Below are 14,242 nucleotides of genomic sequence, written 5' to 3'. Positions count from 1 at the left end.
AGCGCGCAGTCTCACTTGTGCACCGCAATCGGATCATTAAGTGACCGAATGGATTACGGTGAGGCCGCCAGCGAGACTGTGAGCCGACCAGAGGAGAGCGTGATGCCACCGAGAAAGGCGCCCACGGCCCGGCAGTGCCGCGTGGGGATCGAGCTGCGCAAGATGCGTCAGCAAGCGGGGCTCGCCCTGGCCGAGGCGGCGACCTTGCTCGGTACGGACCGTACCGCCATCAGCAACACGGAATCCGGGCGCTTCGGGGTGAGTGGCGAGCGGGTTCGGCATTGGGCTGGTAGCTACGGGTGTCCTGACGCCGCCTACGTGGAGGCTCTGGCGGCGATGGCAGAGGAGCGGGTCAAGGGCTGGTGGGAGGAGTATCGGGGTGAATTCATCAGTGGGGCACTGGATCTTGCGGAGCTGGAGCATCACGCGGTTGGAATCCGTGCGGTGCAGTTGATGTACATGCCCGGGTTCCTCCAGACGGAGGATTACGCCCGCGCCGTCTTCGACGAAGCCGTGCCGCGTGTGAGCCCGACTCGCCGCCGGCGGCTGCTTTCGCATCGACTGAAGCGTCGAGACGTCCTTGACCGGGAAGTGCCGCCCATGTGCACCTTCCTGATCCACGAGGCGGCCCTCCGGATGGTGTTCGGAAACTCCCAGGTCGCTCGTGCCCAGCTCGATCATCTGCTTCGGGAGTCGGAGCGGGACAACGTCGCCGTCAAGGTGGTTCCCTTCGCTGCGGGCGGCTTCCCAGAGACCGGCAGCGCGACACAATACGTCTACGGCCCGGTTCCACAGCTGGATACCGTGCAGATGGACACGGCGACAGGGCCCGCATTCCTGGATGCCGAGACCCGGCTCGTTAACTACCGTGCCGCGCTCGACCGAGTGGAGGAGCTGGCGCTCGGGCGGGAGGAGTCCAGAGACTTCATTCGAAAGATCGCATCAGAAGTGTGAAGGCGTGAGAACCATGGAAATTCAGTGGCGCAAGTCCACGAAGTCGTCGGGTGCCGAGGGCAATGCCTGCCTGGAGCTGGCCGAGCACGAGGGCGAGATCCTGCTGCGCGAGAGCGACAACCCGGACGTGGTCGTCCGGACGACGCGCGTCAAGCTCCGGGCCTTCCTGGGCGGCGCGAAGGAAGGCGAGTTCGACGACCTGGCGTGATCGCGCCACTGGTCTCATCGCGGTACGCGCTTCGGGCGGCCCTCACCGGCGCAGGTGGGGGCCGCTTTCGATTTTCGTACAACATGTGTAGCACTGCGAGGTTCACTCGTTAGACGTCAAACTCTTGATACGAGGGTGCGTCAGGCGCTAGCTTCGTACCGCCCGGCCGTCGCTCGTAGGGCGGCCAACTTCCTTGACAACTGCGCCTGTTGAGGGAGATGGGCCCGTGCGCCCCTGCTCTGCGGCTCGTCACGCCGGTTGCAGGCGGGGGCGTTCTCGGCGCCGACAAGGAGGCCACCCCGTGCACGACTCGCAACCCCCGGCCGTATCGCCGCCGAGCCTCTTCCGCTGCGAACGGGTCACCTACAGCACGGTCGAGGCCGACCAGATCGTGGACGCCGCGCACTGCACCACCGGGACCGCGCTGGAGGCGATCCGCTGGGTCCGGGACCAGGTGCGTGCGATCGCCACCCACCTCCCGCCCGGCGAAGAGGTACAGGCCCGGCGCTGGGACGAGGGCGGCGGCTGTATCGGGGCCCTCGGCGCGCTCCACCGGGGCGAGGCGTGCGGGTTCACGCTCCAGCACGGGGACAACTGGAGCGAGTGGGCGTTACGCCCCTGGGGTGAGGCGGACAGGGCCGTCCGTGTGGAGGTGGGCCCCGGCGTCCGTTGCGAGGGGCTGGACGCGGTGCTGGGGCTGCCCGATGACGTCGGCCCGCGCGGCCGTCGTTGAGTCTCCGATGCCTTCGCCAGGGGTCGTCGCCTTGCCGTGGTGCGGGGCGAAAAGGGAAAGCGGAGCCAACCGGTCGTTGGCAGGATGTCCGCGCTCAGCATCCGATGGGAAAGGACCCGACCTCATGGCTCGTGCCGTCACTCTGATCCGCTCCGCCTCCTTGTCCGACGTCGAGTACGCCTACGCGGCCACGGCGCCCGCCGAGGCGCGCCTGATCTTCCTCGCCGGGGCCTGTCCGCTGAACGACGACGGCTCGACAGCGGCGGTCGGGGACTACGCGGGCCAGGCGGCGAAGGCCATGGAGAACATGCTGGCCGCTCTCTCCGCCTCGGGTGCGTCACTGCGGGACGTCATCAGTACCCGGGTCCTCGTCGCGTCGGCCAGGCGGGAGGACCTGGTGGCTGCCTGGCGGGTGGTCCGGGACGTGTTCGCCGACCATGACGTCCCCAGCACCTTGATGGGTGTCACCGTGCTCGGTTACGAGGACCAACTCGTCGAGATCGAGGGTGTCGCGGCCGTGCTCGACTCCTGAGTCGTGGTCCGGGGCCACGGCACGATCCGGGCGGACGGCCCCGGGAGGGCCTCCGTACCTCGGAGCGGGAGCCCGGGAGAAAATCTCGGCGGTCCGGCCCGTACGCGCCGAGAATGGCCCGGTGTTGATCGCTCAAGCAGTCCTGGAAACCTCGGACACCGCCGGCTTCTCGCTCTGGCCGGTGGGCGACCTGCCGCCCTACCGGTTCATGGCTCTGTCGGGGCGTATGTCCTCGCTCGAAGTCGGCAGCGCGCTGGCCGTGCTGGCCGGCTACAACGCGCGGGCGGACGACGACGACATCCCCGCGACCGATGCCGGTGGGGCGGTTCGAGGCCTGCTGGAGACCGACCAGGTCCTCGCGCCGGGAGGGCTGAGCATCCACGACACCCGTACCGGCGTCACCGTCCGGCCCGGATGCTGCTGCGGCCTTGAGGACTGGCGCGAGTGGCTCGACGTCGCGGACGGGGGAACCGTGTGGCTCGGCCACGACCCTTCACCACGGCTTGAGCACGCCGACGAGGTCGTACGGCTGTGGCAGGACGGCGGGGACGCCGGGAAGGCGTCTTCCGGGCAGCCCGTCGAGATCGCGGTGGGCGAGCTCCCGGACCTCCTCCGTACCGTGCGGGAGGAACTGCGGGGCTTCCTCGCGCTCACCGAGCAGTGGGCCGCCCGCCATGTTCCGGCTCTCGCCGGGGAGCTGGTGGCCCGGCTCGACGAGGGCCTGGCCATCGGCGATCCACTGGCCATCGGCGCGCCACTGGCCACCGGCTCGCCACTGCCAGGGGCCCCTGGGCCGGACGGACCGTAACCGGTCACGCGGGGCTGGGGCAGGGCCCGCTCGGCGAGGGTGCTGCCCGGCCTCGGCTCCGATCCGCGCAGATCCGTCGTGCACCGATCGGCGAGGCCGGACAGCGGGTCCGGCTCAGACGCCGAGCAGGTCCACGACGAAGATGAGCGTCGATCCCGCCGGGATCAGCGGGGAGGGCGACTGGTTGCCGTAGGCGAGGTGCGCGGGGATGGTGAGCTTGCGCCGGCCACCGACCTTCATCCCCTCGACACCCTGGTCCCAGCCCTTGATGACCCGGCCGCCGCCCAGGGGGAACCGGAACGCCTGACCACGGTTCCAGGAGGCGTCGAACTCCTCCCCGGTCTCGAAGGTGACGCCCACGTAGTGGACCTCGACCACGGCGCCGGCCTTCGCCTCGGGGCCGTCGCCCACGGTGATGTCCTCGATCTGCAGCTCCGTGGGAGCGTCGCCGATCGGGAAATCGATCTCGGGCTTCTCCAGGCTCATTGCCACTCATTCCTGCCCGCCGGAAGTCTCCGGTGGGGCGATCAAGCGCCGTACGGTCACTCCGTGCGGCGTCGTGATCACGCTACCGAACCTGCCCGGCGTCCGGACCTGGCACCCCCGGGGCAGGGTGGACCCCGTGGGGCACCGGACCGGCATTCTGCAGCATGATCACGTCATGACGAGTCCTGCTGCCTTCCGGGACCAGACCAACTGGTCCGACGGGTACTACGAGCTGGCCATCGAGGTGGGGTCCACCGACGACGCCCACCTCCAGGCCTTGCTGAGCGCTCTGTGGTCCGCCGCGGACGTCCAGGGGTGCGTCGGCCGTGCGGACCGTGAACCCGGCGAGCAGGAGTCCGTTCCCTGCACGGTCGGCTCCCTGACCGAGTTCGGCCATCTCCGTGGTCAGGTCCGGCTGCCGACGGGCCAAATGTCCGTGTGCGGCTGCGTGGCGGTCCGCGGCGGTGACGACAGCAGCGACTGGCTGGATTTCTACGTGCCCCTGGGGGCGCTGGACCACGCGGGAATCGCCTACTGGGACGGGCGGCCGTTCTTCCGGTCCGACGTGATGGACGAGTGGCTGGCCGCCGTCGGGACCAGGACGTTCGAGAGCGCGCCCTTCAGCCTGGGCGTGATCGGCTACGAGGTCTCCGGCTGCGCCGACGCGGCGACGTTGGCCGGTCGGATGCCCCAGAAACGCGACATCGGCTACCTGCTGCCCCAGGGCGACGCCCTCCTCCACGGCGCCGCCAACACCTGAGCCCCACGGATTCCGGTGGGCGCGAGCCGACGGAACCGCAGGACCCGACCCGGTCGCGCGGAGTGCCCTCTACAGCAGTCGGGGCTCCCCGCCCTCCGGTCCGCCGGTCGGCGTCCCGCCGCGCCGTACGACGGCTACGGCGACCCGGCCGGAACGCAGCGAGGCGCGTCCCCGTGCGCCGGTATCCAGGCGCTCCGTGACGGTCAGCAGGTCTTCGTCGGAGACGACCCGCAGCCCGTGGTCACCGAGGAGGGCCGCCATCCGCTGCGGCTTCCACAGCGAGCGCCAGGGCTCCTTCGCGGTGAGGGAGCTGCTCAGTACGCGGGCGACCAGCCGGCCGACGGACGCCTTCGGCGACGGGGCCTGGTAGTTGAGGACCAGGGCGCTCCCCGGTGCCGAGCGGCCGGCGACCGCCGCCACGGTGGCCCGTACCTCGGCGCGTGTCAGGTACGGGACGACCCCTTCCCACAGCCAGGTCGTCGGCACGGAAGCGTCGTGACCTGCGGTCCGGAGCGCGCTGCCCAGGTCGTCGGTGGCGAAGTCGACGGGGGTGAAGCGTACGGAACGAGCCGTGGCGGGGAGGGTGCCCGCGTCGGCAGCGGGGTCCGCGTCGGCGGGGGTGCCTCCGTCGGCCGTAGCGCCCGCGTCGGCCAGGCGGTCCCGCTTGTCCTGCTGGGACGCGGGGTGGTCGACCTCCCACACGTCCGTCTCCGCGAGCTCCGGCAGCCGCCACGCCCGGGTGTCCAGCCCGGCGCCGAGCACCACCAGCTGGGGATTCGGGTGGTCGCGCAAGGCGTCGTCGAGGGCGACCGTACGCGGCACCATGATCTCCGCGCAGGCCCGCACGCTCTCGTACGCCGCACGGGACTTCCAGTCCTCGGCCCCGCCCGGGGCGCCCGCGCGCACCTCGTCCACGGGGACCCGCTCGGCGGGGCGCAGCAGCCGTACCGCCACCGGGTCGGCGAACCGACCCGCCGCGAGCCTGCCGTCTGCCGCCGCCCGGCCCTGGCACACCAGGACCGCCGTACGGCTCGCCGTACGCTCGATGTCACTCATGAGGGCCAGTGAATACCACCCCCGTACGGCGATCACCGGGCGCCCCGGCCTCCCGCGGAGAGAGGCGAGGGCCCTTCCGGCCGGTCGCGCCGATCCGGCATGGATCGCGGGACACCATCGGTACAATCGCCCTCACCTCTCAGGAATCCCCTGAACCCCCGCTGTTTCGGCGTGAGTTCAAAGGCCCCGGCGTCACTCCGGCGCCGGTTCGGATGAAAGGGAGGTAGAGGGTGAGTTCCGACCTGGAGAAGCCCCGCAGGAAGTGGACCGGTGCCGAACGGGCGCAGGTCTGGTTATCCGCGGTGGGCATCCTGGTGGCGATCATCGCCCTGGTGGGGCAGTTCACTCAGCACGACTGAGTGGCCACCCGCGGGAACGGTCGTGGTCGAAGGGGAGCTGCGCACGCAGCGAGCCCGGCCTCACACTGAGCGACCGGGCTCGCGCACTGCGAAGACGAGGGTCTCGCTCTGGCCGGAGCGGGACCTTCGTCGGTTCTGCGGGTGGTGTGTTGTCACTCTTACACACTCCAACTTACCCAAGACGTGCCGCTCTTGATGTAACTCCGACCACCGGCTCGGGTACGCGGGGTGGTCGGCGGGGAGGCCCCCATTCCCGACCGCTCCCGCTCCCGCTCGACCGGGACCGGCCGCGGTCCTTCGACCGGGACCGGCCCCGGTGCGTCAGCCGGCGACGGCGGCCAGGTCGCCGGGCGCGTAGGACCCGCCCTGGTTGTTGAGGATCACGCCGAGCCGGTTGGTCGCGTTGATCATGGCGACGAGGGAGACGAGAGCGATGGTCTGTTCCTCGTCGTAGTGCTTGCGCACCTGGGCCCAGGTCTCGTCGGTGACCCCTGCGTATCCGTCGATGATGCGGGTGCCTTCCTCGGTGAGGGCCAGCGCCGACCGCTCGGCGTCGGTGAACACGGTGGAATGCCGCCAGGCGGCGACGAGGCCGAGCCGGGCCGGGTCCTCGCCGGCCGCGGCGGCGTCCTTGCCGTGGATGTCGACACAGAAGCCGCAGCCGTTGATCTGGCTGGCTCGCAGCTGCACCAACTCCTGGGTGGACTTGGGCAGCGGCGACTCCTGGATGACCTGGCTGACGGCGTAGATCCGCTTGCCGACCTTCGTGCCGAGCTCGGTGTCGAACAGGTTCATACGGGTTTCCATCGCGGGTTCCTCACTCGTGGAATCGGGTGGCTGATGCCCATGAGGTGCCGGCCGCCCCGCTCCCGTGACAGGGGGCGGATGTGACATGGGTCACGGGGTGCGGCTGTCACGGAACCGGGTCCGGCGGCGTCCCGTGTACGACACGCACCACACGAGCGGGACGGAAGTCGGGGATCGACGATGGTGGACAGGGATACCGGTATCGACTCGGCGGCGGCGGCCACGGCCACGGACAGCTTCATCGCCCACCGCAATCTGCTGTTCACGGTGGCCTACGAGATGCTGGGCTCGGCGGCCGACGCCGAGGACGTCCTCCAGGAGACGTGGCTGCGCTGGTCGGGCGTCGAGCACGCCGAGGTCCGCGACCCGCGCGCCTTCCTGGTCCGCATCACCACCCGCCAGTCCCTGACCCGCCTTCGCACACTCCGCCGCCGCAAGGAGTCCTACGTCGGCCCGTGGCTGCCCGAGCCGCTGCTCGTCGCACCCGACGTGGCCGAGGACGTCGAACTCGCGGACAGCGTCTCCATGGCGATGCTCCTCGTACTGGAGACCCTCGCGCCGACCGAGCGTGCCGTGTTCGTGCTGCGGGACGTCTTCGGCCTGGACTACGACGAGATCGCACAGGCTGTCGACAAGACCCGGCCCGCCGTCCGCCAGATCGCGCACCGCGCCCGCGCCCACGTCGCCGCGCGCCGCCCTCGCGAGACGGTCTCCCCGTCCCAGACCCGCGACGCCCTCGCCGCCTTCCAACGGGCGATCGAAACCGGTGACTTGACGGCGCTCCTCGACATGATCGCCCCGGACGTCGTTCTCCTGACGGACGGCGGCGGAGTCGTCCGGGCCGCCGTGGAACCGGTGGTGGGCGTGGCCGACGTGACCGAGGTCCTGGCCAGGCTCAGCGGCGCTCTGCTGCAACCGACCCTGGTCAACGGCCACCCGGCCCTGATCATCCGCCGCGACGGCCGGATAGACACGATCGTGGCCCTCCGTCTGGACGCCGGTCTCATCACCGGCCTCTACGCCGTCCGCAATCCCGAGAAGCTGTCACGCATGGACCGCGAGACGGCGATGGGCCGCTGACGCCTGGGCCGCCGGCAGTACGAGAACCGGGGGCCGAGGCGGCGGGCGCCCGGCCCATGGCCGGGTCAGAGAAGCGTCAACGTTGCGGTGCCATCCGTCAGAGGTGCGTCAAGGCAGCACGGCAACAGAGTTGGATCTTCCTACTGTCGACCTGATGAAGACCCGGGAGCGGACCGGCGGTGCGTAACCGGCGGCGGCTGCGGCGTGGCACCCCACACGGGACGGTGTGGTGCGTGAAACCCACGTCGCGTCGTACTGCGCGGTCACCCTGCTCGCCCCGCTCACCCCGCTCGTCCACACGGATCGGCGGTGCCGGCGCGGGCCTGTCGCCTCCCCTCCCGGGACAGCGACGGCCGAACGGGCCGTCGCCCGTGACCAGATGAGGGGCAGGGACCCTGGTGCACTCGCACGAGACACCGTCGGACAAGTCCGACCGGAACCCACCGCTACGCCCGCAGCACCACCGCGCCCGGCCGGGCGCCGTACCCGTCGGCGCGACCGCCGCGGCCGTGCTGAACCTCCAGCGCCTGGCGGGCAACGCCGCCGTGACCAAGGCGCTGGGGCAGGACCACGAGCACGGTGCCGGATGCCACCACGGCACACCGGTACAACGGTCGTCGGTCCTCGACGTGCTCCGTACCCCCGGCGCCCCCGTCGACCCGCGCATCCGCGCCAAGGCCGAACAGGGCCTGGGTACGGACCTCGGCGACGTACGGGTGCACGACGGCCCCGAGGCGCACCGTTCGGCCGCCGAACTCGGGGCCCGCGCCTACACCTCGGGCCGGCACATCGTGGCGGGTGAGCAGGGCATGGACGAACACACCCTGCTGCACGAGCTGACCCACACCTGGCAGCAACAGCGTGGCCAGGTCGCCGGCACCGACAACGGCGCCGGTCTGCGCGTCTCCGCCCAGGGCGACCGGCACGAGAACGAGGCGGAGTCGTACGCCCACCTCCTGGCGAAGGTACCGGCACCGACGGCGGGCGCCGGTGAACGCGTCGGCGGTGGGCGCGCGTTCGGCGAACGGTCGGCACCGCCGTCCGTACACGCCGGGCCGTCGGTCCAGCGTGTACCCACGGGCGACCTGGAGGAAGGCGGTGTGGCACGGAGCGACGGGCGAGAGTCCGGGGCCCTGGTGTCCGCCCTCAAACTCCTGGCGGAAGTACTTCCCGAGGCCGCTCCGCTCATCGTCCAAGGGATCGGCAACGCTCTCGTCACCGCGGAGGGCGGCAAGATCTACGCGGCCGGGGTCGCACTGAACGGGGCGGTGGGACTGAGTGAGATCGTCAAGGCGTGCTATCGGATCTACAACGAACCCGATCACGTGCCCAGTTACGTCAAAATCCTCTTCGGCGCCTTGAACCTGGCCGGCTCGGTCACCTATGGCCACAGCCAAACCCTCGAAGGCTACCGAAAGACGGTCCAGTCCGCGCTGGGTGCCATCATGCAGGGCCTGTCCTACGTCGGCATCATCGTCACCAACAGATACATAGCGAAGAAGGACGACGCGAAGTCCGAGGAACTCCGGTCCGCCGGAACCAGCACAGGATTCTCCGCACGCCCGCAACAGGGCACGCTGCGCCGGAGAGGGCAGGGCGGCGACTTCGCGTCCGGCCAGGTCACCGCGCGCCCCGCACCCGCCCGCCTCGCCGGGCCTCCGCAACTCCCGCCCCTGGAACTTCCCGACTGGCGTCTCGGCTGACGTCCCGGTTGGTCGTGGCGGTGCGCTGTTCCGCCAGGAGCACGCGCACAGGGGGTTTCCGAAGCGGCGAGCTCGGACACCCCCTGGCCGGCCCGCCCCTCAGACGATCTCCGGCGGCGGCGTGGGCGCCCCCGGCAGCCGGATGACCGCCTCCGTACCGTCGCCGTCCTCGGCCGGGCGCAGCGCGACCTCGCCGCCGGACTGCTGGACGGAGCGGGCGACGATCGACAGCCCGAGGCCGGAGCCGGGGAGCTGGCGGGCGGAGGGGGAGCGCCAGAAGCGTTCGAAGACGTGCGGGAGGTCGTCGGCGGGGATGCCGGGGCCGTGGTCGCGTACCTTCAACTCGCCCCGGTCGAGCGTCACTTCGATGGTCCCGTGCGCCGGGCTGAACTTCACCGCGTTGTCCAGGACGTTGACGATCGCCCGCTGGAGGGCGGCCGGTTCGCCGCGTACGTACCAGGGGGCCAGCTCGGCGGTGATGGTCAGCTCGGGGCCGCGCAGCCGGGCGCGTTGCAGGGCGGTACGGGTGATGTCGTGCAGGCCCACCACCTCCAGCGGGCCGGGCTGGGCGGCGTCCGGGCGGGCGAGTTCCTGGAGGTCGCCGATGAGCGCGGCCAGCTCCGTCATCTGGGCGGTGACCGAGGCCAGCAGGGCCTTGCGGTCGTCGGGCGGGATGGCCCGGCCGGTCTCCTCGCTGCGGGCCAGCAGCTCGATGTTGGTGCGGAGCGAGGTCAGCGGCGTGCGCAGCTCGTGACCGGCGTCGGCGATCAGCTGCGACTGGCGGTCGCGGGAGGTCGCGAGCGAGGCGGTCATCGAGTTGAAGGAGCGCGACAGCCGGGCGATCTCGTCCTCGCCCTCCACCGGGATGCGGACGGTCAGGTCCTCGGTCCGGGCCACGTGCTCGACGGCCAGGGTCAGTTCGTCCACCGGGCGCAGCCCCGAGCGCGCGACCCACATGCCGGCCGCCCCGGCGGCGACGACGCCGATCCCGGAGACGGCGAGAAGCAGCCAGGCGAGCGCGGAGAGCGGGTCGTCGACCTCGCTCATCGGTCGGCCGATGGTGACAGCGGTGTCGGTGGGGGGCCGGGTGAGCAGGTGGTAGGTGTAGACCCGCATCCGTACGCCGTTCTCGGCGGTCTCGGTGTGCAGGGCGTACCGCTCCCGGCCTTCGGCGACCGCCCGGTCGGCGCTGGTGACGGGAAGCTTGGCGGAGTCGTCGACGGCGCAGACGGTGCCGCTCGAATCGATGAGCTGGACGGAGACGCCCCCCACGAAGGGCGGCATCTGCTGCTGGTTGTCGTTGTTGCAGGAGGCGAGCAGGCCGCCGACGGAGTCGTCGCCCAGCCGGGAGCTCCGCAGCGACTCGTCCATGCGGTGTTCCAGCTGCTGCTTGGTCACGAACCAGCAGGCCACCGCGACCGCCGCGACCGCGACGGCCACCGCGAGGGCGACCAGCAGGGCGAGGCGGGAGCGGAGGGGCAGGGTGCGGAGCCGGTTCACCAGGCGCTTCACCCCTCACCGCCGGAACGCAGCGCGTACCCCACCCCGCGCACGGTGTGCACGAGGCGGGGTTCGCCGCCGGCCTCGGTCTTGCGGCGCAGGTACATCACGTACACGTCCAGGGAGTTGGAGCTGGGTTCGAAGTCGAATCCCCAGACGGCCTTGAGGATCTGTTCGCGGGTGAGGACCTGGCGCGGGTGCGCGAGGAACATCTCCAGCAGGGTGAATTCGGTACGGGTCAGCTCGACGGGGCGGTTGCCCCGGGTGACCTCGCGGGTGGCGAGGTCCATGCGCAGGTCGGCGAAGGAGAGCACGTCGTCGTCGGTGATGTCCGTGCTCGCCGCCGCCGCGTAGGAGCTGCGGCGCAGCAGGGCGCGGATGCGGGCGAAGAGCTCGTCCAGCTCGAAGGGCTTGACCAGGTAATCGTCGGCGCCCGCGTCGAGGCCGGTGACCCGGTCGCCCACGGTGTCGCGGGCGGTGAGCATGAGGATGGGCGTGGTGGTCCCGGTGGCCCGGATGCGGCGTGCGGCGGTGAGGCCGTCCATCCGGGGCATCTGGATGTCCAGCACGATGAGGTCGGGGTGGTACGCCTCGGCCTTGGTGAGGGCGTCGTAGCCGTCGACCGCGACCTCGGTGGCGTACCCCTCGAACGCGAGGCTGCGCTGGAGTGCCTCGCGTACGGCGGGTTCGTCGTCGACGATCAGGATGCGCTGCGGATCGTCTTCGGCGGGGCTCATCGCTCGGCGTCCTCTTCTCGGCTCGGCTGCGCGGCGCAGCTGTGGGTGGTCTCAGCCTCGCACGCCGGGCGGTGGGACCAGGGGTTCGGCGGTGATCAGGAGCCGTCGCCGGAGCGCAGGGTCTCCAGGTCGGCCTTGACCGTGTTGACGGGGATGGCGAAGCCGAGGCCGACGCTGCCGGCGCTGGAGCTGCTGGTGCTGCTGGACGAACTGGGGGAGTACATCGCGGAGTTGATGCCGATGATCTCGCCGTTCATGTTGATCAGCGCGCCGCCGGAGTTGCCCGGGTTGAGCGAGGCGTCGGTCTGGAGCGCCTTGTAGGTGGTGGTGGAGGAGCCGGTGTCGCCGTTGAACTGCTGGCCGCCGAACTCGAAGGGCCACTGCTGCCCGCCGCTGCCGCCCTGGCTCTCGCCGCCGAAGCCGCCGAACCCGCCCGAGCCGCTGGAGTCGGAGCCGCTGGAGGCGGAGTCGCTCTCCTCCTTGGCGACGGTGACGTCCCGGTCCAGCGCGGAGATGATGCCGCTGGTGACGGTGCCGGTCAGGCCCTCGGGGGAGCCGATCGCCACGACCTGGTCGCCGACCGCGACGTCGGAGGAGTTGCCGAGGGTGGCCGTCTTCAGGCCGCTCGCGTTCTCCAGCTTGATGAGGGCGAGGTCCTTGTCCGGGTCGGTGCCGACCACGTCCGCGGTGTAGGTCTTGCCGGTGGAGAGGGTCACCTTGATCTCGGAGGCGCCGGTGATCACGTGGTTGTTGGTGACGATCTCGCCGTCCGAGGTGACGACCACACCGGAACCGGTGGAGTCGCCCGCCGTGGAGGTGGCGCCGATCTCGACGATCGCGGGGGAGACGGCCGCCGCGACCCCGGCGACCGTGCCCGCGCTGCCCGCCGAGACGGTGGTGCCGCTGACGACGCTGCTCGCGCTGGTGCTGCCGGATCCGTTGTCCGAGAGGTTGCCGACCAGGGTGGCGGTGCCGCCGCCGATCGCCGCCGCCGCGATGGCGACCGCCGCGAGCAGGGCGTAGGGCCGCTTCACCTTCCGCGCCGGCTTCTCGGGGAGCGGCGCGGGAGCGGGGTAGCCCGCGTACTCCGGGAAGTCCGAGAACCCGGCACCGCTGCCGCCGCCCGCGCCGCCCGCCGCGCCGCCCGGCCACACGGTGGTCCCCGGGTCCATGGCGATCGGCTGGGCCGGCTCGTACGCCGGGGGCGGCGGGTACGCGCCGCCGGCTGCCGGCTCCTGCGCGGGGTGCGACTCGGTGCCGTACGAGTCGTTGCCGTACGTGGGATACGTCGGGTACTCGCCGCTCGGGCGGGGGCTCTCAGTCATGAGGAAAGCGTGTCCGCGGAACATGAGAAGAGCCTGAGCCCCCGCTGAGAAGGCGGGCAGAACCTCGTAGGGGCCGGATAAGCCCCTGACCCGGCGCGGTCGAGTGTGTCCGGCCTCGATCCGCCGGACACCGCCTACGGCCGCAGTACCGAGGGCTCCCCGCAGCCGCAGGACCTGCGGACCACCAGCGCGGACGGGAACTGCTTCAGCCGCTCCCGCCGGGAGCCCGAGACACGCAGCGAGTCGTCGAGGACCAGGTCGACGGCGGCGCGCGCCATCGCCGGGCGGTCCGAGAAGACCGTGGTCAGCGGCGGGTCGGTGAGCCCGGCTTCCTTGACGTCGTCGAAGCCCGCCACCGCCAGCTCGCCGGGCACGTCGATGCGCAGCTCGCGGGCGGCCCGCAGCACGCCGATGGCCTGGTCGTCCGTGGAGCAGAAGATCGCCGGCGGCCGGTCCGGGCCGGCGAGCAGGCCGAGGGCCACCTGGTAGGCGTCGTAACGGTTGTACGGGGCCTGGAAGAGGCGGCCCTCGGTGGAGCGGCCGGACTCGTGCATCGCCCGGCGCCAGCCCTCGACGTGGTCGGCGACCGGGTCGCCGACGGACGGGGTGGACTCCACGCCGCCGAGGCAGGCGACGTACGCGTAACCGTGTTCCAGCAGATGGCGCGTGGCGAGCTGGGCGCCGCCGACGTCGTCGGTGACCACCGCGACGTCGTCGATGGCCTCGGGGCGCTCGTGCAGCAGCACCACCCGGGCGTCCCACGCCTCTATCTCGGCCGCGGCCCGCTCGCTGGGGCCCTGGCTGACCAGGATCAGCCCGGAGACCCGCATGCCGAGGAACGCCCGGAGGTAGTGGACCTCGCGCTCGTCGCGGTAGTCGGAGTTGCCGACGAGGACCATTTTCCCGCGCTCGGCGGCGGCCTGTTCGACGGCGTGCGCCATCTCCGCGAAGAACGCCTGCCGGGCGTCCGGGACGATCATTCCTATGAGGTCGGTCCGCCTCGACGCCATCGCCTGGGCAACCCGGTCGGGCCGGTAACCCAGCTCCTTGATGGCGGCGAGTACCCGCTCGCGGGTGGCCGGGGCGACCGGCCTGGGTCCGTTGTTGATGACGTAGCTGACGACCGCGGTCGACGTACCCGCCAGTCTTGCCACATCGTCCCGCGTCACCTTGGCCACGCGCGGCAGTCTACGC

The 14,242-nt window shown here is 71.2% G+C and carries 16 protein-coding genes; 9 read left to right on the top strand and 7 right to left on the bottom strand.

Annotated features, from left to right (window positions below; translation table 11 throughout):
* Nucleotides 1–102 precede the first annotated feature (102 nt).
* The 5 genes from ACWCWD_RS33055 to ACWCWD_RS33035 all read left to right on the top strand — a co-directional run bounded on the left by ACWCWD_RS33055 (nucleotide 103) and on the right by ACWCWD_RS33035 (nucleotide 3,235).
* Nucleotides 103–954 carry a DUF5753 domain-containing protein gene (locus ACWCWD_RS33055; RefSeq protein WP_450778746.1) on the top strand — a complete coding sequence of 284 codons (852 nt, stop codon included), beginning with the start codon at nucleotides 103–105 and terminating at the stop codon, nucleotides 952–954.
* Between the two features lie 13 nt (nucleotides 955–967).
* On the top strand, nucleotides 968–1,162 hold the full coding sequence (locus tag ACWCWD_RS33050; protein ID WP_450778669.1) for a DUF397 domain-containing protein: 195 nt from the start codon (nucleotides 968–970) through the stop codon (nucleotides 1,160–1,162).
* 301 nt (nucleotides 1,163–1,463) lie between these two features.
* On the top strand, nucleotides 1,464–1,895 hold the full coding sequence (locus tag ACWCWD_RS33045; protein WP_450778667.1) for a hypothetical protein: 432 nt from the start codon (nucleotides 1,464–1,466) through the stop codon (nucleotides 1,893–1,895).
* A gap of 124 nt (nucleotides 1,896–2,019) precedes the next feature.
* The gene (locus tag ACWCWD_RS33040) at nucleotides 2,020–2,427 is read left to right on the top strand and encodes a RidA family protein (RefSeq protein ID WP_450778665.1); all 408 of its coding nucleotides are present in this window, start codon (nucleotides 2,020–2,022) and stop codon (nucleotides 2,425–2,427) included.
* Between the two features lie 121 nt (nucleotides 2,428–2,548).
* Nucleotides 2,549–3,235 (top strand): hypothetical protein, encoded by a 687-nt coding sequence (locus tag ACWCWD_RS33035; RefSeq protein ID WP_450778663.1) that lies wholly within the window; start codon nucleotides 2,549–2,551, stop codon nucleotides 3,233–3,235.
* A 114-nt stretch (nucleotides 3,236–3,349) separates the two neighbouring features.
* Here ACWCWD_RS33035 and ACWCWD_RS33030 read toward each other — a convergent pair whose 3' ends face one another.
* A complete protein-coding gene (locus ACWCWD_RS33030) occupies nucleotides 3,350–3,721 on the bottom strand; it encodes an FKBP-type peptidyl-prolyl cis-trans isomerase (RefSeq protein ID WP_450778661.1) in 372 nt (123 codons plus the stop codon).
* A gap of 175 nt (nucleotides 3,722–3,896) precedes the next feature.
* Between ACWCWD_RS33030 and ACWCWD_RS33025 the strand changes: the two genes are divergently transcribed.
* Complete coding sequence (locus ACWCWD_RS33025; protein WP_450778659.1) at nucleotides 3,897–4,481, top strand: hypothetical protein; 585 nt, start codon at nucleotides 3,897–3,899, stop codon at nucleotides 4,479–4,481.
* A 69-nt stretch (nucleotides 4,482–4,550) separates the two neighbouring features.
* Here ACWCWD_RS33025 and ACWCWD_RS33020 read toward each other — a convergent pair whose 3' ends face one another.
* Entirely contained in the window at nucleotides 4,551–5,537 is a 987-nt protein-coding gene (locus tag ACWCWD_RS33020) for a class I SAM-dependent methyltransferase (RefSeq protein WP_450778657.1), read from the bottom strand.
* A gap of 230 nt (nucleotides 5,538–5,767) precedes the next feature.
* Between ACWCWD_RS33020 and ACWCWD_RS33015 the strand changes: the two genes are divergently transcribed.
* Nucleotides 5,768–5,896 (top strand): hypothetical protein, encoded by a 129-nt coding sequence (locus ACWCWD_RS33015; RefSeq protein ID WP_450778655.1) that lies wholly within the window; start codon nucleotides 5,768–5,770, stop codon nucleotides 5,894–5,896.
* A 321-nt stretch (nucleotides 5,897–6,217) separates the two neighbouring features.
* On the opposite strand, the gene ACWCWD_RS33010 is transcribed toward ACWCWD_RS33015, so the two are convergent.
* On the bottom strand, nucleotides 6,218–6,703 hold the full coding sequence (locus ACWCWD_RS33010) for a carboxymuconolactone decarboxylase family protein (protein WP_450778653.1): 486 nt from the start codon (nucleotides 6,701–6,703) through the stop codon (nucleotides 6,218–6,220).
* Between the two features lie 180 nt (nucleotides 6,704–6,883).
* Between ACWCWD_RS33010 and ACWCWD_RS33005 the strand changes: the two genes are divergently transcribed.
* Both ACWCWD_RS33005 and ACWCWD_RS33000 read left to right on the top strand, forming a co-directional pair.
* A complete protein-coding gene (locus tag ACWCWD_RS33005) occupies nucleotides 6,884–7,783 on the top strand; it encodes an RNA polymerase sigma-70 factor (protein ID WP_450778651.1) in 900 nt (299 codons plus the stop codon).
* A gap of 398 nt (nucleotides 7,784–8,181) precedes the next feature.
* The gene (locus tag ACWCWD_RS33000) at nucleotides 8,182–9,486 is read left to right on the top strand and encodes an eCIS core domain-containing protein (RefSeq protein WP_450778649.1); all 1,305 of its coding nucleotides are present in this window, start codon (nucleotides 8,182–8,184) and stop codon (nucleotides 9,484–9,486) included.
* Nucleotides 9,487–9,585: 99 nt separating this feature from the next.
* On the opposite strand, the gene ACWCWD_RS32995 is transcribed toward ACWCWD_RS33000, so the two are convergent.
* From ACWCWD_RS32995 to ACWCWD_RS32980, 4 genes are all read right to left on the bottom strand, one after another.
* Nucleotides 9,586–10,998, bottom strand: a complete 1,413-nt coding sequence (locus ACWCWD_RS32995) for a sensor histidine kinase (RefSeq protein ID WP_450778647.1) — start codon at nucleotides 10,996–10,998, stop codon at nucleotides 9,586–9,588.
* On the bottom strand, nucleotides 10,995–11,723 hold the full coding sequence (locus ACWCWD_RS32990; protein WP_450778645.1) for a response regulator transcription factor: 729 nt from the start codon (nucleotides 11,721–11,723) through the stop codon (nucleotides 10,995–10,997). Before ACWCWD_RS32990 ends, ACWCWD_RS32995 begins: the two co-directional genes overlap by 4 nt.
* A 95-nt stretch (nucleotides 11,724–11,818) precedes the next feature.
* The gene (locus ACWCWD_RS32985; protein WP_450778643.1) at nucleotides 11,819–13,048 is read right to left on the bottom strand and encodes a S1C family serine protease; all 1,230 of its coding nucleotides are present in this window, start codon (nucleotides 13,046–13,048) and stop codon (nucleotides 11,819–11,821) included.
* A gap of 134 nt (nucleotides 13,049–13,182) precedes the next feature.
* Nucleotides 13,183–14,226: a LacI family DNA-binding transcriptional regulator gene (locus tag ACWCWD_RS32980; RefSeq protein ID WP_450778641.1), complete on the bottom strand. Its 1,044-nt coding sequence runs from the start codon at nucleotides 14,224–14,226 to the stop codon at nucleotides 13,183–13,185.
* Between the last annotated feature and the right edge of the window lie 16 nt (nucleotides 14,227–14,242).

This window comes from Streptomyces sp. NPDC001493 (assembly GCF_053597235.1).
The sequence above is the reverse complement of the archived record's forward strand: the minus strand, read 5'-3'. Positions and strand labels throughout refer to the sequence as shown.